A 26,229-nucleotide genomic window follows, 5' to 3' on the forward strand; every position below is an offset into this window, starting at 1 on the left:
CTACTTCAAGTAAAAACACATTCTATTTTCCTGATTTTCAACTACTTAACAGTATTTTGAAGTATATTTTTATAATAATATTTTGAATATGATGTAGTAATGTAGTAGTATGTTTTTGGTATTATTTTGATGAATTATTAAGAATTTAGAAATTCTTAATAAGGAATTTTGTCAGGTTCACATCACTTTCGAGCTTCATCTTCTTTCTTAAACGATATCTATGCACTTCAACGCCCCGTACCGAAATTCCCATAAGGGGAGCAATTTCCTTTGAGCTTAAGTTCATCTTAAGGTAGGAGCATAGTTTCAAATCCTTGCTAGTAAGCTTCGGGTATTGTTCCAGTAAATCTTTAAAGAAATCTTCATGGACTTCATTAAAATTAGTTTCAAAAACCTTCCATTCATCCTTATTCTTAACAGCATTATTAATTTTATTCATTATATGTTTAATGCGGAACTGATTGGAAAATTTGTTCTTATCCTTGTTAAGTTCTCCCTGGATTTCCATTAACACCTCATTTTTTTTCGCGGCCATCATGGTGGTGTTAGCTAATTCCTTTCTTTTCAGGTCAATTTCGTTCATCAGTCGCTGTTTTTCAAGCCGGTTCAATCTTTCTGAGTGTTCTTTTTCAAATTTTTCTTCAAGTTGAAGCTGATGCTTTTTAAGCTTTTGCTGGTTAAGCCAGAAAACAAGGAAAAAAATTGCAACCAATATAAAGGCATAGACGGTTTTCATCCAGATTGAAAAATACCAGGGCGGTGCGATGGTGAAATTAAAGTTTTCGCTGGACACCTGATTAAGAGAACCTCCTATTGCGCTTAATTGCAAATTGTAATCACCGTGCTTCAAGTTTCTGAAATTTACCTGACCCCCATTCACTGTTCCACTCAGCTTTTCTTCCCCATTTAATGTATATTTCAATTCCATGGCTTCGGAAACCGGCATTCCGGCTTTCAAGCTTATATTTTTTGCATTTCGGTAAGGGATTACAGGAGATCCCTCCAGGGAATATCGTTTAACTTCATCTGAAAACTCTTTTAGAATCGGAGTACTTATCCACTGGTCTTCCATTTCTTTCTGAACCTTTTTAAGGTTTATGCGTGCAAAACCATCATTAAGAGTTACAAAGGAAATAGAATCATTTAAGCTAATAAAATTCTCATTTCCTTTAACCAACCTGTTATTAAGCTTTTGTGCAGGAATGGAAAGTTTATCTCCTTTTAGATTGGTAATGATTAAGGACCCATCATTTGAGTCTACAAAAACATACTTATTATAATCGTCTTTAATTATGAGCCTGCAACTATCATAGGCATGGAGTTCTTTGAAATTCTCAAATTTATCAGTGAACGGATTATACTTATACCATTGCTCGTTTACATAGGAAATTATCTGATCGTTGATCTTATATATCTCGGGACTGAAATTCTCGCTATTACCCAAGGCAGGAATTTTCTCGACCTGAATATCCTCCCAGCTACCGGTAGTGATTTTGTAAATACCTTCGTATGGATGTGCTGCCCAAATCTTGTTCTCTCCCTCAAAAACAACTTCTTTTACAGGAAAATTAACCGCTTCCAATTCCCTTATTTCCTCAAGCGCCGGGTTATAAAGACTAAGCCCGGTATAGTGACATACCAGCAACTGTTCCTCTTTATCCCTTTTTATGATGGAAAAGCTCCCGGTTCGGGTTTCAACTGGTATAAATTGGTTATTTATGATCTTATAGGTACCCGTGTTGTGGTTAGCATATAATACATTATCTATAAGCTCGAGATTCCAGGCATGATCAGCTCCGTTATCTATTAACTCAAGTTTTTCATTAGAAAACCTGTAGACCCCCGTATTACTGGCCAAATAATAATTATCCCTATAGATTTGAAGATCATAAACCGCCCCCAGTTCGCCGGTATTATCCGTATAAAATTTAATAGGTGAATTTAGTTCTATTAGATCAACCCCATTATCCAGGGCCAGCCATAATTTATCCCTGGCATAGGCCATTCCCAGTATGGTATTATTCTGAAGTCCTGAATTTCGATTGAAAACATGAAAACTATCCTCTTTAATATTATAATGGATTATTCCATTTTTAATAGTCCCCAACACAAGTTCATTACCGGAAACAGAAATAATGTGATTTAATTCAGTTTTGGCCAGAAGCGAATTAAGTTTATCGTTCCAGAACCTTTTAAAACGATTGTTAGAATAGAAATATAATCCTTCCCTAGCACCTATATATAACGTATCCCCCGAGGACTCGAGATCAATAATATTCAGATCTTCAATAACACCTGGATTTCCTTCTAAAGGTTTTATAGCACCAGAGTCATTCACATAGACAATTCCATTCTTCCTTGGTGCCAATAATAATTTATCCTGAAACCTGCCGAGCGCGGTAGAAACTAAATCTTCAATTTTGGTGATTTTATTATCCTGATATTTATAAACTGCTCCAAAAGACCTAAAATAAATGGCATCATTATGTGAAGTTATCTCCCAGAATTCATCACTTTGCATATTGATCTCGTCCATAAGAGGTGTTAGCGAATTATATGTCATACAACCTTCATCGGTTGTCTCCCAGTAACCAAATTCCTGATAAGACCCAGTATATATTCTTCCATTATGCGGATAAACCGAACGAATAATTGATTGACTCTCGAGGGGAAATAGCTCCCAGTTTAAACCATCAAAAACCAATAAGCCCTGATTATTTGCCGTATATACTACGCCACGTTCATCCACAGCAATATCCCAATTCTGACTTGCAGCTACATACTCACTTGGTGAAAAGTTTTGTATAGGTGGCACTAATTCCTGTGAATAAGAATAAAATCCACTTAAACAAAACAAAACCAGAATTTTAAAGCAGAATAATTTCATATTGTATACTAATTTGTGCAATTATTGAGCAGGTGAAAAGTTACAATTTTACAGGAAAACTTTTGTATTTTCACTCTTTAAAAAAACCATTTTATGCATATTTCACCTGTTTCATTTCGGCCATATTTAAGTTTTATCCTGATCATCCCATTTATTATCCTAAGTTGTAAAAATAACAAGGATGAAGAGTCCGAAGAAAAACCCTTCACATCGCAAAGGCCAAATATTGTTTTTATAATGTCAGACGATCATGCCGAGCAGGCAATTAGTGCCTATGGGCATCCGGTAAGTCAGCTTGCGCCAACCCCTAATATTGATAGAATTGCCAATAATGGAGCTAAATTCCTGAACAACTTCTGTACAAATTCAATATGCGGCCCCAGTCGTGCAGTGATACTGACCGGAAAGTTCAGCCATATTAACGGCTTTCGAATGAACGGAGAAGTTTTTGATGGTTCCCAGCCTACCCTTCCAAAATATTTAAAAGAAGTTGGTTATGAGACGGCTATCGTCGGGAAGTGGCACCTTCATGGTAAACCTCAGGGTTTCGACTACTGGAATATTCTTAACGACCAGGGAAATTATTATAATCCTGAATTCATTCGTGAAAATGATACCACCATAGTCAATGGTTATGCGACAGACATTATTACTGAGATGGGCATAGAATGGCTGAAAAACAAAAGAAGTTCAGATAAGCCATTCTTTTTAATGGTACATCATAAAGCACCTCACCGTAACTGGATGCCGCCCCTGAGACACATAAATACATATGATTCAGTCACATTCCCCCTGCCTGAAACCTATTTTTCAAAACATGAAAATCAGGTGGCTGCAAAGGAACAGCTTCAGACAATTTATGAGGACATGTATGAAGGCCACGATCTTAAGATGACAGTTGCAAAAGGAAGCGATTCCTTAAGACACAACCCGTGGACATCCGATTTTGAAAGAATGACGAACGAACAACGAGATGCCTGGAATGCTGCCTACCGTCCTAAAAATGATACTTTTCATGATTCAAATCTCAGTGGAAGGGAGCTGGCAGAATGGAAAGGCCAACGCTATCTGCGTGATTATATGGGAACTGTTACCGCTGTTGATGAAGGTGTGGGAGAAATCCTTGATTATCTTGAAGAACAAGGTCTTACCGAAAACACGATTATCGTGTATACTACCGATCAGGGCTTCTATCTTGGAGAAAAAGGGTTCTTTGATAAGCGTTTTATGTATGAAGAATCTCTAGCCATGCCATTATTAATGCAATATCCGCCTGTAATAAAACCAGGGACCACTATAGACGCGCTTACTCAAAATCTGGATTTCGCACCTACATTCCTTGATTTTGCTAATGCCCAAATTCCGGAAGAAATGCAGGGAAAATCTTTAAAACCTCTATTGACCGGAAAAGCTGATGAAGACGAATTCAGAGATGCTATTTATTACCATTATTATGATTTTCCAGCCTTCCATATGGTAAAACGCCAGTATGGTGTAAGGACAGAGAGGTATAAATTAATTCACTTCTATGATGATATTGATACCTGGGAGTTATATGATCTAGAAGAAGACCCCCAGGAAGAGAACAACCTGTATGGAGATCCGGAATATGCCGAAGTACAGAAGAAACTGCATACCAAACTAAAGTCCCTTCAGGAAAAGTATAAGGTAACAGAAGATGAATTTAAAACCACCCCTGATGAGAGAGTCGAAAGGGCCTACAGGAATTTCGCCAGACTTGCAGGCGAAGATCCTGAAACCTATCCGGAAAAGAAAAAGACTAAAGTAGATTAGTTCCTCTAAATAAAAACCTTACTTCAGTATAATTGCCTGAATATTCAGGCAATTCGCATACAAATTACGAGTAGGCTGAAAAAGTCCAAAAATCTTTTTTCAAAGGTGGCGGAGAGAGCATACTAATAATCCAAATATTAAAAGTCCTGTAAACATTGGTGCTCCCATTCAACATATCCATAAAAACTGCAGAAAAACATTTAAATAAAAGAGTTCATATGCATAATCAAAAAATGTTTAACTTTGTTTCTTCAACTAATTAAACATTTTAACAATGAAAAAATTATTCTTACTGTTTGCTGTTGCAACAATGTCATTATCAATCTACTCTTGTAGAGAAACAACTGAAGAAAAATCCGAGGAAGCTGTAGAAGCTATGGGTGAAGATATCGAAAGTGGTGCCGAAGAAGCTGGCCAAGAAATTGAAGAGGCTGCTGAGAACGCAGAAAATGAAATGGAGCAAGAAGTAGAAGAAGAAGTACATGAAACTGATGATAACATGTAATCATCTTTTTTCTTGAATAAATCAAAGCCATTCTCTGAATGGCTTTTTTTAATTAACCCTAAAATCCAATAAAATGAAAAAATCAGTAATCTTAATTCTGGCTATGATTTTTAGCCTGTCTATCTATTCCTGCCGTGAAACCACTCAGGAAAAAACTGAAGAAGCGGCAGAAGCCATTGGCGAAGATATCGAAGCAGGTGCTGAAGAAGCCGGAGAAAAAATTAAGAAAGGTGCCGAAAAGGTAGAAAAGAAAGTAAAAGAGGAAATCGATGAAGAAATTCACGAAACCGATGACGTAAATAATGAAGAGGCGACCGATGATGCAGCTTAAAATTTGGAATATTCAAGGAAAGCGGAGTTTATAACTTCGCTTTCTTTATTTTTTCCTTTCTATAACATAATTCACCATAAGTTCCAGACTCTCCCTGTAAGGCGAAGCAGGATAATCTTCCAGGATCAGCATGGCTTCCCTCTGAAATTCCTTCATTCTTTTTACTGCATAATCCAGTCCACCATTATTCCTTACAAATTCTATAACCTCCTTTACCCTGGACCTGTCCTTATTATGGTTTTTCACGGAATTTATTAACCACTCCCTTTCTTTTTTTGAAACCTTATTCAAGGTATATATTAAAGGAAGTGTCATTTTCTGCTCTTTAATATCTATCCCTGTTGGTTTTCCAATCTTTTCGGTTCCATAATCAAATAGGTCATCTTTTATCTGAAAAGCCATTCCTATAAGTTCTCCAAACCTTCTCATTTTGGCAATCTCATTACTTTCAGGTTTTACAGATGCTGCTCCAAGACTGCAACAGGCGGCTATCAAAGTTGCCGTTTTCTGCCGGATAATATCATAATAAACCGTTTCGGTAATATCAAGTCTCCTGGCTTTTTCGATCTGGAGCAATTCTCCCTCACTCATTTCCTTTACGGCAACCGAAATGATCTTAAGCAGATCAAAGTCATTATTATCTATAGACAACAATAAGCCTTTGGATAGCAGGTAATCGCCAACAAGAACAGCAATCTTATTCTTCCATAAGGCATTTATACTGAAAAAACCTCTTCTTCTATTGGAATCGTCAACCACATCGTCATGTACAAGAGTTGCAGTATGGATAAGTTCTATAACCGAAGCACCTCTATAGGTTCTTTCATTCACGCTTCCATCAGAAACCATTTTGGCCACCAGAAAAACAAACATGGGCCTCATCTGCTTTCCTTTCCTGTTTACAATATAGTGAGTGATTCTATTAAGGAGAGCTACTTTGGAAGACATCGATTCGAAGAACTTTTTCTCGAAAAGTTCCATCTCCTTCTCAACGGGAAGCTTTATTTGGGATATTACCTTCATAAAGGGCGTAAATATACATATTTCTATCGAAGGAAAAGCCCCTAAAAAAGTAATGAATTAAGCCGATTTATTTGCAAGCTGTCCACAGGCCGCATCGATATCTTTTCCTCTGGAACGGCGGACGGTAACCGTGATACCGTTTTGTTCCAGCAGATTCTGATACATATTTGTTGCTTCTGATGTCGCCTGTTGAAAATCCCCATCATCTATCGGGTTGTATTCTATCAGGTTCACCTTGCAGGGAACATATTTACAGAACCTTAATAATGCCCTGGCATCTTCAGGAGTATCATTAATATCTTGCCAGACAATATATTCATAGGTTATCCTGCTTTTAGTTTTTGAATACCAGTATTCCAAAGCTTCACGAAGATCCTCAAGCGGAAAGGTTTCATTAAAAGGCATTATTTTGGACCGCACCTCATTGCGCGCTGAGTGTAAAGAAACAGCGAGCTTTATCTTAGCCTCATCATCAGCCAGTTTTTTGATCATTTTTGGTACACCCGAAGTTGACACTGTAATTCTTTTAGGGGACATGCCGAGACCTTCCGGCGAAGTAATCTTTTCAATCGCCTTCATTACGTTATTGTAATTCATCAGAGGCTCCCCCATTCCCATGAAGACTATATTGGAAAGCGGACGGTCAAAATAAAGTCGGCTCTCATTATCTATTGCTACAACCTGATCGTAGATCTCATCGGGGTTAAGGTTGCGCATTCTTTTTAATTTGGCTGTAGCACAGAACTGGCAATCCAGACTGCAACCTACCTGAGAAGAAACACAGGCCGTGGTACGTGATTTCGTTGGAATGAGTACAGACTCTACGGTAAGAGAATCATGTAGTTTTACGGCATTTTTAATTGTTCCGTCACTACTACGCTGCATTCTATCTACCCGAATATGATTAATAACAAAATTATCCTTCAGCATCTGGCGTGTTTCCTTTGAGATATTGGTCATATCATCAAAAGAATGGGCTGCCTTATTCCATAACCATTCGTATACCTGGGTTCCTCTAAAGGTCTTATCTCCACGCGAAACAAAAAATTCCTGCAGTTGCTCTTTGGTAAGTGCTCGTATGTCTTTTTTCTTCTGCTTCACGCCTATAAATTACTAAATTAATGTTGAAACCTTCAGTCTGATTATTTTCAGATACTTACAAAAAAGGCCATAAACCGGAGATATCCGCTTATGGCCTTCGCTATATTGAAATACTGATTACAAGATCAGCATGGCATCCCCATAAGTATAGAATCTGTATTTTTCCTTTACAGCTTCCTCATAAGCCTTCTTCATAAAATCATGGCCGGCAAATGCAGAGACCATCATAAGCAATGTAGACTTAGGAGTATGGAAATTAGTGATCATACAATTAGCGATATTGAAATCATAAGGAGGGAAGATAAATTTATTCGTCCAACCACCAAATTCATTAAGTGTCTGGTTTGAAGAAACTGCACTTTCCAGAACTCTCATTACAGTAGTCCCCACGGCACAAACCTTACGTTTCTCTAACTTGGCTTTATTGATAACCTCGGTAGCATCCTTGGTGATGAATGCTTCTTCGCTATCCATTTTATGTTTGCTAAGATCTTCTACTTCAACCGGGCTGAATGTTCCAAGCCCTACATGAAGGGTAACCTCTGCAAAATCAACACCCTTAATCTCGAGTCTCTTTAAAAGATGCTTTGAAAAGTGAAGTCCTGCCGTTGGCGCAGCCACAGCTCCTTCATTTTTCGCATAGATTGTTTGGTAGCGCTCTTCATCTTCCGGCTCCACATCTCTCTTTATATATTTAGGAAGGGGAGTCTGCCCCAATTCCTTCAGTTTCTTCCTGAAATCACTGTATGACCCATCATAAAGGAATCTGAGTGTTCGCCCTCTAGAAGTTGTATTATCAATCACCTCGGCAACAAGACTCTCATCTTCTCCAAAATACAGTTTATTTCCTATTCTGATCTTCCTTGCAGGATCTACAAGAACATCCCACAGTTTGGTTTCAGGATTCAGTTCCCTTAAAAGAAAAACCTCGATCCTGGCTCCTGTCTTTTCTTTATTACCGTATAACCTGGCAGGAAACACTTTAGTATTATTTAGAACCATCACATCTTCCGGTTCAAAATAATCGATTAGATCTTTAAATTTTTTATGCTCAATCGTCTGCTCTTTTCTATTGAGAACCATAAGCCTGGCTTCATCCCTGTTCTCAGAAGGATATTCAGCCAGAAGTTCTTTAGGCAGCTCAAAATTGAAGTGTGATAGTTTCATTCCCATAGTTCCAGTTTTAAAAGCTGCAAATATACAATCTCAAAACAGGGGTTGTCAAGTAAATGACTATTTATTTGGGAATTATACTGATTCTTTGGTCTTAAAGCCTAATTTCCGTAGGTCTTCCCAAAAATCGGGATAAGATTTTGAGACCACATCGGCATCTTCCACAAACAACGGCACTTTTAATGCAAGCGGAGCAAAAGCCATCGCCATTCGGTGGTCGTTATAGGTTTCAACATGAACCCCTTCATTTAACCTATTTGTCGGAAAAAGCTGGAGGCAATCATCAGTTATATTAACTTTCGCACCAAATTTCTCCATTTCATTCTTCAGGGCCTGAAGTCGGTCTGTCTCCTTGATCTTTAGCGTGTGTAAACCTTCCAGTTCACATTCCATGCCAAGAGCCAGACAGGTAACCGCTATAGTCTGAGCAATATCCGGAGAATTCCGAAGATCCTCATGTATTCTTCTGGATCTTTTGATATTGTTCTTTTTCAGAATTATACTATCTCCAACATAACTGGTATCCACTCCAAAATGCCTGTAGATCTCAGCCAGACATGAATCTCCCTGCCTACTGGTCTCTCTGTAATTCGAAAGTCTTATTTCTGCTGAATTTGAAATTGCCGCAATACTGTAAAAGTAAGAAGCCGAACTCCAGTCAGATTCCACTGCGATAGTGGATGGAGGCAGTTGGTCCACGGGCTCAATGGAGACCCGGTCCTCATCAAATTTCCCCTGTATCCCTGCGTGCTGAAGTATCTCAAGGGTCATTAAAATATAAGGGGTAGAAGTTATTTGTCCGTCAAGAATTATTTCCAGTCCGTTTGGCAAAGATGCCGCGATGAGCATAAGTGCCGAAACGTACTGACTGCTTACATTTGCCTGAAGCTTTATGGAGTCTACATTAAGTTTCTTCCCTCGTATCTTCAAAGGAGGATAACCTGCTTCGTTGGAATACCTGATATCTGCACCCATTCTTTGCAGAGCATCCACAAGTAACCGAATAGGTCGCTCTTTCATCCTTTTACTACCTGTAATTTCTACTTCACAGCCTTCTTTTGAAGCAAAATAGGCAGTAAGAAAACGCATCGCTGTTCCAGCATGATGTATATCGATAGTGCCATCGCCCTTCTCCAGGGCTTCTTTAAGGACTACCGTATCATCACTATTTGAAAGGTTTTCAATGTGAATATCAGGATATAAAGCCTGAAGGATCAATAATCTGTTAGATTCACTCTTTGAGCCGGTAATCTTTAACTCAGCTTTCAAGTCTAGTTCGGTGTGCGAAACTGATAGGGTCATTAGAAAAAATACAAAAGTTAAGCGCTAATTTACTTTTTCTTTTCCTTACTTCGAAACTGCGCGTATGCTAAAATGAATCCATAAAGGAATGAAGCTAAAATCTGGCCTATGATAAACCTAAACAGCTTTCCATCGGCAGTCCTTTCCCTAAAGAATGTTGAAAATGCTAATTCACCATATTCAAAAAGAATGGTAATTACATTATAAAGAACCAGAAAAGAAAGCCCCAGCCACAAAACAGATTTCCAGAAAGACCTTTGAGAAATTATTGTTTTAAATCCCATTATTTAAGCTTTTCGTTATTCTTATGCCTATCCTTATCCCTTTTGGTCTTTATATCCATCTTCCTGTCAAAAGCCTCCTGAAGGTTTACTCCTGTTTGATTAGCCAGACATAGAACCACAAAAACAACATCAGCAAGTTCCTCTCCCAGATCTTTATTCTTATCGCTCTCCTTCTCGCTTTGCTCACCATACCTGCGCGCAATTATCCGGGCCACTTCCCCTACCTCTTCAGTAAGCTGAGCCATGTTGGTAAGCTCATTAAAGTAACGAACACCGTGTTCTTTAATCCATTTATCTACCGCTTTCTGTGCGTCTTCAATATCCATTTATTCTTTTTGTTTAGTATCCAATAAAATCGTTACCGGTCCGTCATTTAATAAAGATACTTTCATATCTGCCCCGAATTTTCCAACTCCAATATCCTTTCCAAGTGCCTGCTGAAATTTCGCTATAAACTTAAGATATAAAGGTTCGGCTACTTCAGGTTTTGCAGCTTTGATATAACTGGGTCGGTTACCTTTTTTAGTACTGGCATGAAGTGTAAACTGGCTTACCACAATCGCATCACCATCTACAGCCTTCAGCGATTCATTCATAACACCCTCCTTATCATTAAAAATCCTCATATTAATGATCTTTCTGCACAGCCAATCGATATCTTCCACAGTATCATCATCCTCTATTCCCAGCAATATTAGAAGACCTCTATGCATCACAGCACATACTTTATGATCTACTCTAACCGATGCTTCTGAAACTCTTTGTAATACTGCTCTCATTATTTTTGATATTGATCTATTCTATAATTTTCATCTTCCCCTTCCATGATCTGAAGGTAGCTTTTATATCTTGACCAGGCTATCTCACCTTTCTCTAAAGCTCCTTTTATAGCACATTTAGGCTCTTCAAGATGCAGACAGTTATGAAATTTACAATCCTGCTTTCTCTCCAGGAATTCCGGGAAATAATCTCCTATCTCTTCCCTTTCCATATCAACTACTCCAAAGCCCTTGATACCGGGAGTATCAATGATGCGAGCATCGAAGCATAGGTCGAACATTTCTGCGAAGGTGGTGGTATGTTGTCCCTGGCTATGCTGTCTTGAGATTTCAGCCGTCTTCAAATCCAGGGAAGGCTCAATGGCGTTGATAAGTGTGGATTTTCCGGTTCCGCTATGCCCCGAGATCATGCTGGTCTTTCCTTTCATTTTTTCCTTCACCTTATCTACATTCTTTCCCTTCTTTGCTGAAATCCCGATGCATTCATAGCCGGCTTTCCGGTACATTTCAGCCAGATACTTCACTTCGGCAAGCTCCTCGATGGAATAGGTATCCACTTTATTAAAAAGAAGAACTGCGGTTATATCATAAGCTTCTGCCGTGACCAAAAAGCGATCAATGAAAGTTGTTAAGGTTGGAGGGTTATTTAAAGTGACAAGCAAAAAAACCTGATCTATATTGGAAGCGATAATATGAGTTTGCTTTGAAAGGTTCACCGATTTCCGGATGATATAATTATCCCTTTCAAGGATTTTCTTTATCACTCCGGTCTTGCCTTCAGTCTCAGCTTCCGGATCAAAGATGACCTTATCCCCCACTGCCACAGGATTTGTACTTTTAATTCCCTGAATACGGAACTTCCCCTTGATGCGGCATTCATAAAAATCACCGTCTTCCGCCTTTACCTGATACCAGCTACCTGTAGATTTATAAACGGTTCCCTGCATTAATGTTAAATAAAACTAAAATATTAGTCAATTATGTTAATGTTTTTAAGATATATTTGTATTACAGTTAATCAATTTAATACCTATGTACAAATTTACTTTTAAATTATTTATGGCCATCCTATTCTTGCTTAATTTCAATCAAGCGACGGCCCAAACCAATCTTTATCAACATCCGGATTTTGAACAAAAGACAGCAGATCATAAAGTGGTCGCGATCCTTCCGTTTGATGCAAATGTAAGCCTTCGGCCTAAACAAATGAAAGAGATCACCCCCAAACAGCTGGCTGATATTGAAAAAAATGAAGGTTTATCGGTTCAGTCTGCCATGTACTCCTGGTTTTTAAAAAGAAAAAAAAGAGGAGATCTTTTAGTGGAAATACAAGACCCTAAAAGAACTAATGCTTTGCTTTCTCAAAACGATGTAAACCTTAAAGCCATCACTTCTGAAGAACTTGCGGGTATCCTTGGAGTGGACGCTGTTATTACCGGAATCTTCGAAACCGACAAACCAATGTCTGACGGTGCTTCAATTGCTCTGGGCCTTCTGGTAGGTTTCTGGGGAAGCACTAATGCTGCTACTCTTAACATGAGTGTTAATGATGGTACCGATGGCGAATTACTATGGAATTATAATAAAAGAGTCGCCGGCAGTCTTGGAAGCAACACCGATCAATTAATCAACAAATTGATGAGAAAAGCTTCAAGAAGACTAGGTTATACCAAATAACCCCTTGAAAATAAAAAAAGCTGTCTTTGGACAGCTTTTTTTATTTCTAATTGATCCCGTCCAGTATCTTTTGCTGATGGTTGATAGACTCCTGGTGAATAGCCTTGAACATTCTTAGCACAAACTCTTCACTAAGCCCTTTTTCTTCTCCTTCCAGCACCATTTTTCCAAGGATCTCATTCCATCTCTTGGTTTGAAGAATGGCCACGTTCTGATCTTTCTTAACCTGCCCGATCTCTTCTGAAATTTTCATCCTTTTTGACAGGATATCAAGAATCTGGCTGTCTGCAATATCGATCTTGGATCTTAAAGTATTCAGCTTATTTTGAAATTCTTCACTTACGGAAACTTCTTTTCTCACCTGTAGATCCTCCATAATTTGAATAAGTGTTTTCGGAGTTATTTGTTGAGCCGCATCACTCCAGGCTTTATCAGGAGTATGATGAGTTTCTACCATGATCCCGTCATAATTAAGGTCTAAGCCAGTCTGGCAAAGATCGAAAATGATATCTCTTCTACCAGCAATATGAGACGGGTCAAGGATAAGCGGGAGATCAGGAAATTTATTCTGAAGTTCAATGGGAATCTGCCATTCAGGATTATTCCTGTATTTTGTCTTTTCATAGGCCGAAAAACCACGGTGTATCACTCCAAGATTTTTAATGTCGGCCGTATGTAATCTTTCAACCGCTCCAAGCCATAAAGAAAGATCCGGGTTCACCGGGTTTTTTACCAGTACTACCTTATCTGTTCCTTTAAGTGCATCTGCAATCTCCTGAACTATGAAAGGAGAAACTGTTGTTCGGGCACCAATCCAAAGTATATCCACATCATGCTTCAAAGCCAGCTCTACATGATTAGGGTTCGCTACTTCGGTAGTTGTTAGCATTCCTGTTTCTTCCTTGGCCTTTTGCAACCATTTCAATCCAAGAGCTCCTACACCTTCAAAATTTCCAGGTCTTGTTCTTGGTTTCCATATCCCGGCTCTAAGTACCGTTGCATCACTATCTTTTAGCTGATGAGCGATCGTTAAAACCTGTTCTTCTGTTTCGGCGCTACATGGGCCGGCAATTACGAGTGGATGGGATAAATTAAAATCATCCAGCCATTTTCTGAGTTCACTGCTATTTTCCATTTTCCAGTATTTTTAAATTTTCATTCTGAGTTATTCCGTTTAATACATCTTTTATATGATTCGTCTTTTCCATTTCCTGAAAGACCTCTTCAAAATTATCGGCTTCCATAAGCTGCCTGAAGTGCTTCAGATTTGAAATATATTCATCCAAAGTTTCCATCACATTTTTCTTATTCTGCCTGAATATGGGCGTCCACATTTCCGGCGAACTTTTTGCCAGTCTTACCGTAGAAGCAAAACCACTACCCGCCAGGTCAAAAATATCTCTCTCGTTCTTCTCTTTTTCCAGCACAGTCTTCCCAAGCATAAAAGAACTTATATGCGATAAATGCGAAACATAAGCGATATGACGATCATGGGAAACAGGATCCATATACCTTATCCTCATTCCAATAGCATTAAATATTTCCAGGGCCTTTTCCTGAAGTTTAAAAGCTGTCTTTTCTATTTCACAAATTATATTGGTCTTGTATTTAAAAAGGCCGTGAAGTGCGGCTGACGGTCCCGAAAACTCTGTCCCCGCAATGGGATGTCCCGCCAGGTAGTTTCGTCGCCTGGGGTGATCGGCCACCTTTAAACAAAGCTGTTCCTTGGTCGAACCGGCATCGGTCACTACACAGTCGTCATTAACAATGTCCAGTACTTTAGGCAGAATTTGGAGCGAAGCATCCACGGGAATTGCCAGGTAAACCAGATCGGCCTTCGCCAGATCTTCAAATTCTGCTTTATGATCTATTAGACCAGCCTTTAAAGCCTCCTCAAGATGCTGCTCACTTTCATCAATTCCATAGACCTCAACATTGCTTACTTCAGCCTTGAGATCCAACGCAAAAGATCCACCTATGAGCCCGGTTCCAACTATAAAAACCTTCATTTTCTTACTCTGTTTAATGCTTTTTTTATCACCTCTTCCGAAGCGCAAATTGAGAATCTTACATAGCCTTCTCCCTTCGAACCAAAGATGAAACCTGGGGCAATAAAAACGTCATGTTCGTAAAGAAGTTCATTCACCACATCTTCCGATGTTTTCGCTTCCGGAACTTTTGCCCAGACAAAGAGCCCTACCTGATCTTCTGCTGCTTCACAGTCAAGTACTTCGATCAGCTCCAAAACCATTTCCTTTCTTCTGGTGTAGATACTGTTCTGCTCATCAAACCAGGACTGGGAAAGCTTAAGGGCCTCAACGGCTCCGGCCTGTAATGGGTAGAACATCCCGCTGTCCATATTCGATTTCACCTTTAAAACAGAATCGATATTCTTCTGGCTTCCCACCAGCATACCGACTCTCCATCCAGCCATATTGAAACTCTTGCTAAGTGAATTCAATTCCATCACATAATCGCTCAGTTTGTTTTTATTCAAAATACTTATGGGCTCTTCATTCTGTATAAAACTGTAAGGATTATCATTTACCACCAGGATCTTATGTTCCTCAGCGAAGGCCGTAATTTCATCAAAGAATGATTCGGGCGCCACCGATCCGGTTGGCATATGAGGATAATTCACCCACATGAGCTTCACCTTGCTTAGATCCTCTTTCGATAATTTCTCCAGATCGGGCAGCCAATTATTTTCAGCATTCAGCTCATAATTCCTTTCAGTAGCATCAAGTAGTTTAGAAACAGAACTATAGGTTGGATAACCAGGATTTGGTAACAGCACCTCATCACCGGGATCCAGAAATGCCATTGAAATATGCATGATCCCTTCCTTACTACCCATCAGCGGGAGGATTTCTGTCTCAGCATTCAGAGTGCGGTTATAGAATTCCTGATAAAAATCAGCAATTGCATCCCTCAGATCCTTGATTCCTTTATATGGCTGATACTGATGCGCTCCGTTTGAACTAAGCGCCTTATTCAGTGCTTCTATCACCTGCGGCGGTGGAGCAAGATCGGGGCTTCCAATTCCAAGGTTAATAATATCTTTTCCTTTTGAACGCAGCTCGGCCACCTCCCGAAGTTTTTTCGAAAAGTAGTATTCCTGTACATTATTAAGTCTTTTTGCCGTAATCATGACAAATTGTTTTTATAGATCCCAAAAATTCTCAATCCTTCAGTCATTAGTTTCAGTACATCCATGGCTCTTTCAAAGTCTTCCGGTCTTTCGAAGGTTACATCCACAAAGAATGAATATTTCCATGGTTCATCTATTATTGGCAAAGACTGAATCTTGGTCATATCCAGATAGCAATCCCTTATAATATTGAGCACTGAAACCAGACTTCCCCTTTCGCTTTTCAGATCGAATTTGATGGAGGCCTTATCCAGTTTTTCTCCATTAGGTTTTTTCTGTTCGGTTCCAAGAACCAAAAACCTTGTCGCATTGCTTTTAATGGTATGTATGCTCTCTGCAAGAATTTCAAGCTCATACATTTGGGCAGCTGCAGGACTCGCCACAGCAGCGACTTTTTTAAGTCCTTCGTCATGAATGCGTTTAGCAGCTTCCGCAGTATCTACATCCTCGATCAGTTTGATATGTGGATACTGCTTGAAGAACTGTTTGCACTGCAGCAGGGCCATTGGATGTGAAAACACCTTCTTTATATCCCCGATCTCCTGCCCTTTCAATGCCATCAAATTCATATTTACCGGTGTATAATGTTCTCCCACCACAGTCAGATTATACTCATCTATAAGCGCATAATTTGGCAAAATTGAGCCCGCAATACTGTTCTCAATAGCCATTACGGCTTCATCAGATTCCTTAGCGGCCAGTTTTTGGGCGAGCTCATGAAACGATAAATGCTCCATTACCTCTACTTCTTTGTGATAATAATCCATCGCCACCAGGTGATGAAAAGAGCCTTTTATGCCCTGAATGCCTATTTTTTTGTTCATATAGCTATCAAAAAAAAGTCCCGATTTCAGATCGAGACTTTTATATAATTTTAGTTCAGTTAATCATATAGCATTCCCGACCCTATCTCTAAAATAGAAATAAAAATAGTAGAATGCGTTCCAGTTAATTAACCTTGTCATTTGCAATAATTATGAGCGACTAAAGTAGTGCTTAAAATTCAGTTTCAAAATATTTTAATCTGAAATTTTCCAGTTTTCCCATATTCTGAAAATCCGTGGCTTTTTACTGAGGATTACAATTTTAAGCCTTAAATATTCGTTGGAAGATTGAAAAGTTTTCAGCGGCCACACTGATAATTATTCCTAATTTTGAGCTATGTCTATCACCGTTACAAACATCTCGAAGCAGTTCGGAAGCCAAAAAGCGCTAGATGAAGTCAATTTTAGTATTTCAAAAGGTGAAATTGTTGGATTTCTTGGACCAAATGGTGCCGGAAAATCTACATTGATGAAAATCCTAACCGGATATCTCTCGTCAGATGAGGGGGAGGCAAAAATCAGCGGAATGGATCTCGAGGAAAATATTTCAGATATCCAGCAACGTATCGGGTATCTACCCGAACACAATCCTTTATATACCGAAATGTACGTTAGGGAATACCTGAGGTTCTGCGCTTCGGTATATAATATTGATAAGAAACGAGTCGAAGAAGTTATAGGACTCACCGGGCTAACTCCCGAAGCCAACAAGAAAATCGACCAGCTTTCTAAAGGTTATCGCCAGCGCGTGGGCCTGGCCGCTGCTCTGCTTCATGACCCCGAAGTACTGATCCTTGACGAACCAACTACAGGTTTAGACCCTAATCAGTTAGTAGAAATAAGAACCCTTATTAAGAATATTGGAAAAGACCAGCCGGATGGAAAACCGGGGAAGACGGTTTTTCTATCCACTCATATTATGCAGGAGGTGGAGGCTATTTGTGATCGGGTGATCATTATCAATAATGGTAAGATCGTTGCCGATAAAAATATGAAAGAATTAAGGGATGAAAATGAACAGATCATTTTTGTAGAATTCGACTACCGTATTGAAGAGATCGCTTTAAAGAAGATACCGAATCTTGTTTCTGCAAAAAATACAGGCGGCTTCACCTACGAACTTACTTTTGATACCAATAAGGATATGAGGCCGGAAGTTTTTGATTTCGCTTATGACAACGGCTTGAAAACCCTTCAACTGAATCAAAAAACAAAGAATCTGGAGAGCCTCTTTGCAGAATTAACTTCCTCCTAAATATTATTACGGACAGGAAATAGCGCCCCTTTGGGGATTCAGGGGGCCTCAAAAATGAGTTTTCCCTTAAAATGCTCAGTCACCTCTACCACTGGTGGCCGGTTTACCGAGATGATATCTCCATAACTATAAATATCGCCTCTGAGACTCTGCTGAGGATTCACTATAAGTTTATTCGTTCCCCGATGAAAAATATCATAATGCTGTACTATAAGGTTCCGGGCTTCCAGCCTTCCATCACCAGCGGCGAAGAAGGCATTGAAATTCTCCACCTTTCCGGTAAGGAAATAATTGGAAATATGATCAGTGGTGATTCGTAGGTTCTGAACATCCAGATCAAAAATAAAATCACCATCGGTATGTATATCAGGATCTTTTTCCTGGTTCAGGGATCTAAGCCATAATTCCGGATAACTTAAGGTGCCAATACTTTCTATAGCACTCGCAGTGCTTGTCTGGATCCAGGTTAGATTGGGACTGGTCACATACACCGTTGTGATCTCATAATCCCTAAAAAGATTACAGGCATTCTCATTTCTCAATATCAGTCTTCCATCCTGAACTCTCAGGCTTACATCGTTGATCAAGTTTTTACCAGTTTCAACAACAACTTTCTGTTCTGGGCCCTGCTCAATATAAAGCTTCACCCTCTCAAATACCATAATTTCCGTAAATGGATCGAGTTCCACTTCCTCCCGGGTAATGCTTCCGGCTGTCTGGAAACAATCGGGTGTCTTTTCAGAACTGCATCCTGAAATCAAGATTATCACTATAAGCCCTAAAAACCTTTTCATAGCCTGTATCCAATTGAAAATTCCACAGTTTCAGCATTCGCACCATGAGACCTTACTGTTGCCGAAGCCCACCAGTCTTTTGTGATCTCCCTTTGCAGCCCTATGCGATTATAGATCTGCTCCACATAACTCTTGTAGGGATAGTAGGCATAATATCCAAGCTGAGTGATCAAAGACATTTTATTGAAAGTAAGTTTATGCCCTACAAAAACACCAACTCTTTTCGCATCGGCATCCGGATCGTTGTCCTGTTGCGGGAATGCCACTGCCTTATATGCAATAAACTCTTCCAGCGCTCTAGATAGGATAAGCTCTGTTCCTCCCTCCAAGGTACTTTTCCTGTTTATCACCTTATCAGCATAGGCTGCGATAGTTAAAAACGGCAACTGTGGCGAACCTACAACGCCGGTCGAGTTCACACCGCCCCTAATGGCAAAATTATAATGCACCGGTTCCTTATATTTTTCCTTTTCAGCTTTCGGAACATAATCCGGATGATCTTCATGATCAAGCAGATAATTCACTCCCAGATTAAAGGTAAAGGTATTAGTACTGTTATTGGGTGATTTGAAATCGGCATTGGAATAATGGATGATCGAGATTCCCGCCTGCAGACCGAAACCATCGATAATATCCTGCTTATGATAATTCCCCATCAGGTAGGTAGTGCTTAATAAATGAGAGCCAAATGCATTATTAAAATAGTTCGCATCCTGATCATACGGATTGGAATTATAAGCCAGTCCCTGCCCGATTCTGAACATCATATTCCTGTTGAAAAAATAGAAATTGAAATGGGCATATAATCCAAAAGTATCACCCAGATATTGATTTTTCATATCCTGAAAAGTGAAAGAATAACCAAAATCAGGATAATTATACCGGCGCTCCCACTCCTTTAAACCATACGTCTTCTGATTCCAGCTAAGGATCACACCTGTAGGATGTCCTGTTATCAGGTGACCGATATCAGGATTATGCTCCATAATGCTCCCGTAGAAATAACTGCCATCAAAAGAATAAAATTTGGGAGTTTTTTCTTTTTGTGCCTGAAGCAACAAGCTAAATAAGAAAAACAGGCATAGGGCAATTTTTTTCATACGAAAGCAAATCTAACATATTTACGAAAAAAACTCCCTATCGGTTGAAATTCTAAAATACACCAGCGGCTATCTGCTGGATATTTGAACTTTTCCCCATTGAATAATAATGTACGGTTGGCACCCCGGCATCGACCAGTTCTTTAGACTGAGCGATACACCATTCTACTCCAACCTGCCTAACCTCAGCATTAGTCTTGCATTTTTCCACCTCCAGGATCAATTCTTCGGGAAGATCTATTTTAAAGACCTGAGGCAGAATCTGCAAATGCCTTTTCACTGCTATAGGCTTTATACCTGGAATGATTGGAACATTAATACCCATTTTTCTGGCGTCTTCCACAAACTTGAAGAATTTCGAATTATCGAAGAACATTTGAGTCACTATATAATCAGCGCCCGCATCCACCTTTTCCTTTAAACGTTTCAGATCTGATTTCAGGGAAGGGGCTTCCAGATGTTTTTCAGGGTAGCCGGCCACACCAATACAGAAATCCGATTTATGATCAGCTTCGATCACATCATGAAGATATTTCCCCTGATTAAGATTTTTTATCTGCTTTACCAGGTCAGAGGCATAATTATGTCCACCTTCCGATGGCTCAAAATATTTCTGATGATTCATCGCATCTCCGCGCAAAGCCATAACATTCTCAATACCCAGATAATGGCAGTCCACAAGAAGATATTCCGTTTCTTCCCTGGTAAAACCACCACACAGCACGTGAGGCACGGTATCCACATTGTATTTGTGTTTTATAGCAGCACAGATACCAACAGTTCCCGGGCGCATGCGGGTGATCTGCCTGTCAAGTAGTCCTTCTTTTTCAACGTACACATATTCTTCCCTTGAAGTGGTAACATCAATAAAAGGCGGCTTGAACTCCATTAATGGGTCTATATTGTCATAAAGTTCCTGAATATTCTTTCCCTTCTTCGGTGGAATGATCTCGAAGGAAAACAAAGTTTTGCCATTAGCTTTTTTGATGTGTTCGGTAACTTTCATTAAAAAATAATTATTTGTTTTTGGGCGTTGCCCTTCGGGCCGGGCTTTCCGCTGTATCTTTACCTTATGCTTCGACTAGCTCAGCATGGCAGCAAAAGGATGCCGCTTCAATCCCTAACGCACTTATTCTTCTATAGGTCTCACAGGTTACTCAAACCTGTGAGGTCTGCCACTGAAATTAATCAGCTATATTCGGATTTAGCCATTTCTCGGCTTTTTCAAATGATATTCCTTTTCTTTCAGCAAAATCCTTCACCTGATCTTCTTTAATCTTTCCCACACCAAAATACCTGGCCTCTGGATTTCCAAAATAATATCCGCTTACACTGGCAGCCGGCCACATCGCAAGGCTTTCAGTCAGTCTCACTCCAATTCTTTCCTCAACTTTTAAAACATCCCAGATCGTAAGTTTTTCCAGGTGATCGGGACAGGCCGGATATCCAGGTGCGGGCCTTATTCCTTTATAGCTCTCTTTTATTAGTTCTTCGTTGCTTAAATTCTCTTCCGGCACATAGCCCCACTCCTCAGTTCTTATCTGCTTATGGATAAATTCGGCAAAGGCCTCGGCCAGCCTGTCGGCCAGCGCCTTGATCATAATTGAATTATAATCATCATGATCTCTTTCAAATTTCGCCGCAAGCTCTTCAGTTCCAAAACCTGTGGTCACACAGAAACAGCCCATATAATCCTGGATACCGCTTTCCTTTGGAGCCACAAAATCGGCAAGGGCAAAATTTGGTTTTCCCCCGTGCTTTTTCAGTTGCTGCCTAAGTGTCCTGAAAATCGCCTGCTTCTCTTCTGAATTATCCTGATACCTAATTTCTATGTCATCATCGTTTACCGTATTAGCAGGAAAAAACCCGAATACTGCTTTTGCCTTCAAAAGCTTTTCATCCAGGATTTTCTTCAATAGGTTTTGGGCATCATTAAACAGGCTCTGCGCATGTGGCCCGACTTTCTCATCTTTGAGAATATCAGGATAACGCCCATGCAGATCCCAGCTCCTGAAAAACGGTGACCAGTCTATATAATCTTTCAGTTTTTTCAGGTCAAAATCCTCTACTACCTGAATGCCTAATTTATTAGGCTTCACAATTGAAGTATTCTGCCAGTCTATCTGATATTTATTCTTCCGGGCTTCTTCTATACCTAGAAAAGATTTGACCTTACTTCTTTTCTTAAAATTCTTTCTGAATTTATCGTATTCAGCTTTCAGATCACTCTTATATTTCTCACGGGTACTTTCCTTTAAAAGATCCCCCACCACGGTCACCGCACGTGAGGCATCATTTACATGAGCTACTGCATATTTGTATTGCGGGTCTATCTTAACCGCAGTATGAGCCTTGGATGTAGTCGCCCCTCCTATAAGAAGTGGCACCGAAAATTTCTGGCGCTCCATCTCTTTAGCCAGATAGACCATTTCGTCCAGGGAAGGCGTAATGAGTCCACTGAGTCCAATGGCATCAACATTTTCTTTTTTAGCCGTTTCTATTATCTTTTCCGGTGGGACCATCACCCCAAGATCTATGATCTCGTAATTATTACAACCAAGGACCACGCTCACGATATTTTTGCCAATATCATGTACATCGCCTTTTACCGTTGCCATTAAAACCCTGCCTGCAGATTGTCTTTTGTTAGATTTATCAGCTTCGATATATGGGAGTAAATAAGCCACGGCCTTCTTCATCACCCTCGCTGATTTCACCACCTGAGGGAGAAACATTTTACCACTTCCAAAAAGATCCCCTACCACATTCATCCCTATCATCAAAGGACCTTCGATCACATCAAGAGGTCTTTCAGCTTCAAGCCTGGCCTGCTCAATATCTTCCAGGATATAAGCATCTATCCCTTTTACCAGGGCATGGGTAATACGATCCTGTAAAGGATTTTCCCTCCAGGAAAGATCGACCTTACTTTCTTTTTTGGTTCCAACAACATTTTCTGCAAATTCAAGAAGACGTTCGGTAGCATCATCCCTTCTGTCGAATATCACATCTTCCACATGCTCCAGAAGGTCTTTGGGAATTTCGTCATAAACCTCCAGCATAGCTGGGTTCACGATTCCCATATTCATACCAGCCTTTATAGCATGGTATAAAAATACCGAATGCATGGCTTCACGAACTGGATTATTTCCCCGAAACGAGAATGAAACATTACTTACACCTCCACTAACGCTACAATAAGGAAGATTTTCTTTTACCCAACGGGTTCCTTCGATAAAATCGATGGCATTTCTTTTATGTTCATCCATCCCGGTCCCTACCGGAAAAATATTGAGATCAAAAATGATATCCTCGGGAGGAAATTTTACTTTATTGACCAGAATATCATAGGAACGTTTGGCTATTTCTATACGCCTTTCATAATTATCGGCCTGACCAACTTCATCAAAGGCCATTACAATCACCGCAGCTCCATAACGCCTGATCTTTGTTGCGTGTTCAATGAATTCCTGCTCTCCCTCTTTAAGGCTGATGGAATTTACCACACATTTCCCCTGGACCACCTGAAGACCAGCCTCAATGATTTCCCATTTTGAACTGTCTATCATAATAGGGACCCTGGCTATGTCAGGTTCTGCAACTACCAGATTCAGAAATTTGACCATAGCTTCCTTTCCCTCGATAAGCCCATCATCCATATTAATATCGATGATCTGGGCTCCACCTTCTACCTGTTCCCGCGCAACATCAAGAGCTTCATCATATTTTTCCTCTTTTATGAGTCTCAGGAATTTTCTTGAACCTGCGACATTAGTCCTTTCACCTACATTTACGAAATTGCTTTCAGGAGTGATCACAAGAGGTTCCAGTCCCGATAATTTTAATGGTCTGATTTGTGACATATACCTAAACGCTTTGAAATTTGAGATTCTTTTTGATCGGCCTGGGCTTATAATCTTTTGCAATTTCTGCAATGGCCTTTATATGTTCCGGGGTGGTCCCACAACAGCCTCCAAGGATATTGACCAGACCTTTTTCCAGATATTCCTTTATCTGCGAAGCCATTTCCCCAGCATCCTGATCATATTCACCAAAGGCATTCGGAAGGCCGGCATTGGGATAGGCTGAAACTCCAAATTCTGTATTTCTTGCTAACGCCTCGAGATGAGGAGTCAACTGTTTTGCTCCCAAAGCACAATTAAAACCAATACTTAAAAGCGGAATATGCGAAATCGAAATCAGGAATGCCTCTGCGGTTTGTCCCGAAAGTGTTCTTCCTGAAGCATCTGTGATCGTTCCGCTTACCATGACCGGAATATCAGTATTGAGCTCTTCCTTCAGTTCATCAATTGCAAATAAGGCCGCCTTGGCGTTAAGCGTATCAAAAACGGTTTCAACAAGCAATACATCAACACCACCTTCAATCAGGGCTTTTGCCTGCTGTTTATAAGCTTTTTGTAATTCAACGAATGAGATAGCACGAAAACCAGGGTCATTCACATCTGGAGACATGCTGGCCGTCTTATTGGTAGGCCCCATGGCTCCGGCAACAAATTTCGGTTTATCGGGATTTTCTTCGGTTAATTCCAGAGCTACCTTTTTAGCGATCCTTGCCGATTCATAATTCAGTTCATGAACAAGCTCTTCCATCTTATAATCGGCCATGGCAATAGTAGTCCCTGAGAATGTATTGGTCTCAACGATATCTGCACCGGCCTTAAAATATTTCCTGTGAATTTCAGCGATCGCCTCAGGCTGGGTAAGGGATAACAGATCGTTATTACCCTTAAGTGATACGGGCCAGTCGGCAAATCTTTCTCCACGGAAATCTTCTTCAGAGAATTTATATTCCTGAAGCATGGTCCCCATGGCACCATCCAGAATCAATATTTTTTTAGAGAGTAACTCTTCTATTTTTGACATATTTACTTAAATAAGGTTATCAAAAAAGAAGACAGAAAAGAAGTCTTTGTTATCTATCTACGCCGGGCGTAGTAGAATGTAGCACCTTCTCACTCAGGAGGGTTGCTAAGGTTTCTACGGGTCTAATCCCTCAACCTTTCTTGATAACGCTGGTATAAACAATGAACTTATAGGCGCAAATATAGGGCGAAGCAGGTGATATGCCAATAAGTTAAGGAAGAAATAAGTTAAAAAATATAATCAGAAAAGCTCTGACCTTTACTTTTTAGGTATTTCCTTTATCACCTCTTTCCCTTATTTAGCAAACTTTTTCTCCGTTCAACTGAACAGAATAACTGATACCCGCTGCTTTTTCCAGCATTTTTGCGACTGAACAGTATTTATCCATCGAAAGTTCTACAGCTCTTTTAGCTTTTGCCGGAGTGACATCTCCTTTCAGGATAAAATCAAGATGGATCTTCTTAAACACATTTGGCACTGCACCGTCTTCCCGAAATCCTTCTACATGCACCTGAATATCTTCAAGTTCATGATGTTGTTTTCGAAGAATCATAACCACATCTATACTACTGCAACCTGCGATCCCTCGAAGGATCAGGTCCATCGGACTTGAGCCTCTTGGGTCTTCTTCAGATTTATTATCCAGTAATACAATATCCCCCCTTTCATTTTTTGTTTCAAAAAGGTAACTATCATTGATTCTTCTTAAACTGATCTTCATTGAAATAATTTTTAACAAAGATAGCATTCCAGAATTGGAATTTGCAACCCTGAGTCTTAACTATCATTTTCCGGATTTCAATAGCTCATCCAGCTGCAAGAGTCCGGCGGTAAAGCCTTCCTGAAATCCCATCTTCAGAATAGTTTCAAGTTCACTGGCCGTTGCATAAGTCGTTTCAATTGTAACCAGGGTATGGGCTCCTTCAGGTTCGAATGAAACTTTCCAATGTGATTTTGGCAATTCTTCATTTACCACCCCTTTCTCATCGCAAAATGCGTCTACTCCTTCAAACCTCTGCTCCGGTATTACCTCGTGATACTCTACCAAAGCATAATGCTCTTCTCCTTCGGGACTCACCATTGCATAAAACCATCTGCCACCCTCCCTGAATTTCATCAGTTTGGTCTTCGCTTTCCATGGTTTTGGCGCCCACCATTTATCAAGGGTTTCAGGAAGCGTCCATGCTGACCAAACCACATCTACAGGAGCAGCAAATTCTTTTTCCACACAAACCGAATTCTCCTCCGTGTCTATTCTAAAATCCATTTTTAAAGTTTCCATGCTCATCTTTATTTAACTGAAAAGTTCCAGCAATACTGCTTATAGCTAATTTAACTCTTTCAGCCTTAAACTACTGAAAACAT

At 39.8% G+C, this 26,229-nt stretch carries 25 protein-coding genes and 1 riboswitch; of the genes, 5 read left to right on the forward strand and 20 right to left on the reverse strand.

Features of this window, described 5'->3' with window-relative positions:
• Nucleotides 1–145: 145 nt before the first annotated feature.
• The gene (locus LU635_RS11205; protein ID WP_240099213.1) at nt 146–2,887 is read right to left on the reverse strand and encodes a LuxR C-terminal-related transcriptional regulator; all 2,742 of its coding nucleotides are present in this window, start codon (nt 2,885–2,887) and stop codon (nt 146–148) included.
• A 93-nt stretch (nt 2,888–2,980) separates the two neighbouring features.
• On the opposite strand from LU635_RS11205, the gene LU635_RS11210 reads away from it, so the two are divergent.
• The 3 genes from LU635_RS11210 (at nt 2,981) to LU635_RS11220 (ending at nt 5,517) form a co-directional block, all read left to right on the forward strand.
• Entirely contained in the window at nt 2,981–4,681 is a 1,701-nt protein-coding gene (locus tag LU635_RS11210; protein WP_255749822.1) for a sulfatase family protein, read from the forward strand.
• Between the two features lie 274 nt (nt 4,682–4,955).
• Nucleotides 4,956–5,186, forward strand: coding sequence for a hypothetical protein (locus tag LU635_RS11215; RefSeq protein WP_240099218.1), 231 nt, complete (start codon nt 4,956–4,958; stop codon nt 5,184–5,186).
• Between the two features lie 73 nt (nt 5,187–5,259).
• Nucleotides 5,260–5,517 carry a hypothetical protein gene (locus tag LU635_RS11220; protein WP_240099220.1) on the forward strand — a complete coding sequence of 86 codons (258 nt, stop codon included), beginning with the start codon at nt 5,260–5,262 and terminating at the stop codon, nt 5,515–5,517.
• Between the two features lie 45 nt (nt 5,518–5,562).
• Here the strand turns inward: LU635_RS11220 and LU635_RS11225 are convergent, their stop codons facing one another.
• The 8 genes from LU635_RS11225 to rsgA all read right to left on the reverse strand — a co-directional run bounded on the left by LU635_RS11225 (nt 5,563) and on the right by rsgA (nt 12,126).
• On the reverse strand, nt 5,563–6,540 hold the full coding sequence (locus tag LU635_RS11225; protein ID WP_240099222.1) for a polyprenyl synthetase family protein: 978 nt from the start codon (nt 6,538–6,540) through the stop codon (nt 5,563–5,565).
• A 57-nt stretch (nt 6,541–6,597) separates the two neighbouring features.
• The gene (rlmN, locus tag LU635_RS11230) at nt 6,598–7,641 is read right to left on the reverse strand and encodes a dual-specificity RNA methyltransferase RlmN (RefSeq protein ID WP_240099224.1); all 1,044 of its coding nucleotides are present in this window, start codon (nt 7,639–7,641) and stop codon (nt 6,598–6,600) included.
• Between the two features lie 117 nt (nt 7,642–7,758).
• On the reverse strand, nt 7,759–8,814 hold the full coding sequence (gene queA / locus LU635_RS11235) for a tRNA preQ1(34) S-adenosylmethionine ribosyltransferase-isomerase QueA (RefSeq protein WP_240099226.1): 1,056 nt from the start codon (nt 8,812–8,814) through the stop codon (nt 7,759–7,761).
• A gap of 75 nt (nt 8,815–8,889) precedes the next feature.
• A complete protein-coding gene (gene aroA, locus LU635_RS11240) occupies nt 8,890–10,116 on the reverse strand; it encodes a 3-phosphoshikimate 1-carboxyvinyltransferase (protein WP_240099228.1) in 1,227 nt (408 codons plus the stop codon).
• Nucleotides 10,117–10,145: 29 nt separating this feature from the next.
• The gene (locus tag LU635_RS11245; RefSeq protein WP_240099230.1) at nt 10,146–10,400 is read right to left on the reverse strand and encodes a hypothetical protein; all 255 of its coding nucleotides are present in this window, start codon (nt 10,398–10,400) and stop codon (nt 10,146–10,148) included.
• A complete protein-coding gene (locus LU635_RS11250) occupies nt 10,400–10,726 on the reverse strand; it encodes a nucleotide pyrophosphohydrolase (protein WP_240099232.1) in 327 nt (108 codons plus the stop codon). The genes LU635_RS11245 and LU635_RS11250 overlap by 1 nt, the downstream gene beginning before the upstream one ends.
• Complete coding sequence (gene dtd / locus LU635_RS11255; RefSeq protein WP_240099234.1) at nt 10,727–11,179, reverse strand: D-aminoacyl-tRNA deacylase; 453 nt, start codon at nt 11,177–11,179, stop codon at nt 10,727–10,729.
• Complete coding sequence (gene rsgA, locus LU635_RS11260) at nt 11,179–12,126, reverse strand: ribosome small subunit-dependent GTPase A (RefSeq protein ID WP_240099236.1); 948 nt, start codon at nt 12,124–12,126, stop codon at nt 11,179–11,181. Before rsgA ends, dtd begins: the two co-directional genes overlap by 1 nt.
• Nucleotides 12,127–12,211: 85 nt before the next feature.
• Here rsgA and LU635_RS11265 point away from each other — a divergent pair, with 85 nt between their 5' ends.
• Entirely contained in the window at nt 12,212–12,856 is a 645-nt protein-coding gene (locus LU635_RS11265) for a hypothetical protein (RefSeq protein WP_240099238.1), read from the forward strand.
• 46 nt (nt 12,857–12,902) lie between these two features.
• On the opposite strand, the gene LU635_RS11270 is transcribed toward LU635_RS11265, so the two are convergent.
• Genes LU635_RS11270 through LU635_RS11285 form a run of 4 tightly spaced genes read right to left on the reverse strand, consistent with a single transcriptional unit; the run spans nt 12,903 to nt 16,831 of the window.
• Nucleotides 12,903–13,991 carry a bifunctional 3-deoxy-7-phosphoheptulonate synthase/chorismate mutase type II gene (locus LU635_RS11270; RefSeq protein WP_240099241.1) on the reverse strand — a complete coding sequence of 363 codons (1,089 nt, stop codon included), beginning with the start codon at nt 13,989–13,991 and terminating at the stop codon, nt 12,903–12,905.
• Nucleotides 13,981–14,865: a prephenate dehydrogenase gene (locus LU635_RS11275; RefSeq protein WP_240099243.1), complete on the reverse strand. Its 885-nt coding sequence runs from the start codon at nt 14,863–14,865 to the stop codon at nt 13,981–13,983. Before LU635_RS11275 ends, LU635_RS11270 begins: the two co-directional genes overlap by 11 nt.
• Complete coding sequence (locus LU635_RS11280; RefSeq protein WP_240099245.1) at nt 14,862–16,007, reverse strand: pyridoxal phosphate-dependent aminotransferase; 1,146 nt, start codon at nt 16,005–16,007, stop codon at nt 14,862–14,864. Before LU635_RS11280 ends, LU635_RS11275 begins: the two co-directional genes overlap by 4 nt.
• Nucleotides 16,004–16,831 carry a prephenate dehydratase gene (locus tag LU635_RS11285; protein ID WP_240099247.1) on the reverse strand — a complete coding sequence of 276 codons (828 nt, stop codon included), beginning with the start codon at nt 16,829–16,831 and terminating at the stop codon, nt 16,004–16,006. Before LU635_RS11285 ends, LU635_RS11280 begins: the two co-directional genes overlap by 4 nt.
• Nucleotides 16,832–17,168: 337 nt before the next feature.
• Between LU635_RS11285 and gldA the strand changes: the two genes are divergently transcribed.
• Nucleotides 17,169–18,086 (forward strand): gliding motility-associated ABC transporter ATP-binding subunit GldA, encoded by a 918-nt coding sequence (gldA, locus tag LU635_RS11290; protein WP_240099249.1) that lies wholly within the window; start codon nt 17,169–17,171, stop codon nt 18,084–18,086.
• A 38-nt stretch (nt 18,087–18,124) separates the two neighbouring features.
• On the opposite strand, the gene LU635_RS11295 is transcribed toward gldA, so the two are convergent.
• The 7 genes from LU635_RS11295 to LU635_RS11325 form a co-directional block, all read right to left on the reverse strand.
• On the reverse strand, nt 18,125–18,880 hold the full coding sequence (locus tag LU635_RS11295) for a head GIN domain-containing protein (protein ID WP_240099251.1): 756 nt from the start codon (nt 18,878–18,880) through the stop codon (nt 18,125–18,127).
• Nucleotides 18,877–19,980: an acyloxyacyl hydrolase gene (locus LU635_RS11300; RefSeq protein WP_240099253.1), complete on the reverse strand. Its 1,104-nt coding sequence runs from the start codon at nt 19,978–19,980 to the stop codon at nt 18,877–18,879. The genes LU635_RS11295 and LU635_RS11300 overlap by 4 nt, the downstream gene beginning before the upstream one ends.
• 52 nt (nt 19,981–20,032) lie before the next feature.
• The gene (metF, locus tag LU635_RS11305) at nt 20,033–20,986 is read right to left on the reverse strand and encodes a methylenetetrahydrofolate reductase [NAD(P)H] (RefSeq protein WP_240099255.1); all 954 of its coding nucleotides are present in this window, start codon (nt 20,984–20,986) and stop codon (nt 20,033–20,035) included.
• A 178-nt stretch (nt 20,987–21,164) separates the two neighbouring features.
• Nucleotides 21,165–23,843, reverse strand: a complete 2,679-nt coding sequence (gene metH / locus LU635_RS11310; protein ID WP_240099257.1) for a methionine synthase — start codon at nt 23,841–23,843, stop codon at nt 21,165–21,167.
• 4 nt (nt 23,844–23,847) lie between these two features.
• Nucleotides 23,848–24,864 carry a homocysteine S-methyltransferase family protein gene (locus tag LU635_RS11315; RefSeq protein ID WP_240099259.1) on the reverse strand — a complete coding sequence of 339 codons (1,017 nt, stop codon included), beginning with the start codon at nt 24,862–24,864 and terminating at the stop codon, nt 23,848–23,850.
• 46 nt (nt 24,865–24,910) lie between these two features.
• Nucleotides 24,911–25,014: riboswitch (SAM riboswitch) on the reverse strand.
• Between the two features lie 148 nt (nt 25,015–25,162).
• Nucleotides 25,163–25,585, reverse strand: coding sequence for an OsmC family protein (locus LU635_RS11320; protein ID WP_240099262.1), 423 nt, complete (start codon nt 25,583–25,585; stop codon nt 25,163–25,165).
• Nucleotides 25,586–25,648: 63 nt separating this feature from the next.
• Nucleotides 25,649–26,146 (reverse strand): SRPBCC family protein, encoded by a 498-nt coding sequence (locus tag LU635_RS11325; RefSeq protein ID WP_240099264.1) that lies wholly within the window; start codon nt 26,144–26,146, stop codon nt 25,649–25,651.
• Nucleotides 26,147–26,229: the final 83 nt, after the last annotated feature.

Origin of the sequence: Christiangramia crocea (genome assembly GCF_022410465.1) — a bacterium.
Classification (GTDB): domain Bacteria; phylum Bacteroidota; class Bacteroidia; order Flavobacteriales; family Flavobacteriaceae; genus Christiangramia; species Christiangramia crocea.

Coding starts and splice junctions, on each gene's coding strand:
- LU635_RS11205 (WP_240099213.1), bottom strand. CDS start 2,887: ATGAAATTATTCTGCTTTAAAATTCTGGTTTTGTTTTGTTTAAGTGGA.
- LU635_RS11210 (WP_255749822.1), top strand. CDS start 2,981: ATGCATATTTCACCTGTTTCATTTCGGCCATATTTAAGTTTTATCCTG.
- LU635_RS11215 (WP_240099218.1), top strand. CDS start 4,956: ATGAAAAAATTATTCTTACTGTTTGCTGTTGCAACAATGTCATTATCA.
- LU635_RS11220 (WP_240099220.1), top strand. CDS start 5,260: ATGAAAAAATCAGTAATCTTAATTCTGGCTATGATTTTTAGCCTGTCT.
- LU635_RS11225 (WP_240099222.1), bottom strand. CDS start 6,540: ATGAAGGTAATATCCCAAATAAAGCTTCCCGTTGAGAAGGAGATGGAA.
- queA (WP_240099226.1), bottom strand. CDS start 8,814: ATGGGAATGAAACTATCACACTTCAATTTTGAGCTGCCTAAAGAACTT.
- aroA (WP_240099228.1), bottom strand. CDS start 10,116: ATGACCCTATCAGTTTCGCACACCGAACTAGACTTGAAAGCTGAGTTA.
- LU635_RS11245 (WP_240099230.1), bottom strand. CDS start 10,400: ATGGGATTTAAAACAATAATTTCTCAAAGGTCTTTCTGGAAATCTGTT.
- LU635_RS11250 (WP_240099232.1), bottom strand. CDS start 10,726: ATGGATATTGAAGACGCACAGAAAGCGGTAGATAAATGGATTAAAGAA.
- dtd (WP_240099234.1), bottom strand. CDS start 11,179: ATGAGAGCAGTATTACAAAGAGTTTCAGAAGCATCGGTTAGAGTAGAT.
- rsgA (WP_240099236.1), bottom strand. CDS start 12,126: ATGCAGGGAACCGTTTATAAATCTACAGGTAGCTGGTATCAGGTAAAG.
- LU635_RS11265 (WP_240099238.1), top strand. CDS start 12,212: ATGTACAAATTTACTTTTAAATTATTTATGGCCATCCTATTCTTGCTT.
- LU635_RS11270 (WP_240099241.1), bottom strand. CDS start 13,991: ATGGAAAATAGCAGTGAACTCAGAAAATGGCTGGATGATTTTAATTTA.
- LU635_RS11275 (WP_240099243.1), bottom strand. CDS start 14,865: ATGAAGGTTTTTATAGTTGGAACCGGGCTCATAGGTGGATCTTTTGCG.
- LU635_RS11280 (WP_240099245.1), bottom strand. CDS start 16,007: ATGATTACGGCAAAAAGACTTAATAATGTACAGGAATACTACTTTTCG.
- LU635_RS11285 (WP_240099247.1), bottom strand. CDS start 16,831: ATGAACAAAAAAATAGGCATTCAGGGCATAAAAGGCTCTTTTCATCAC.
- gldA (WP_240099249.1), top strand. CDS start 17,169: ATGTCTATCACCGTTACAAACATCTCGAAGCAGTTCGGAAGCCAAAAA.
- LU635_RS11295 (WP_240099251.1), bottom strand. CDS start 18,880: ATGAAAAGGTTTTTAGGGCTTATAGTGATAATCTTGATTTCAGGATGC.
- LU635_RS11300 (WP_240099253.1), bottom strand. CDS start 19,980: ATGAAAAAAATTGCCCTATGCCTGTTTTTCTTATTTAGCTTGTTGCTT.
- metF (WP_240099255.1), bottom strand. CDS start 20,986: ATGAAAGTTACCGAACACATCAAAAAAGCTAATGGCAAAACTTTGTTT.
- metH (WP_240099257.1), bottom strand. CDS start 23,843: ATGTCACAAATCAGACCATTAAAATTATCGGGACTGGAACCTCTTGTG.
- LU635_RS11315 (WP_240099259.1), bottom strand. CDS start 24,864: ATGTCAAAAATAGAAGAGTTACTCTCTAAAAAAATATTGATTCTGGAT.
- LU635_RS11320 (WP_240099262.1), bottom strand. CDS start 25,585: ATGAAGATCAGTTTAAGAAGAATCAATGATAGTTACCTTTTTGAAACA.
- LU635_RS11325 (WP_240099264.1), bottom strand. CDS start 26,146: ATGGAAACTTTAAAAATGGATTTTAGAATAGACACGGAGGAGAATTCG.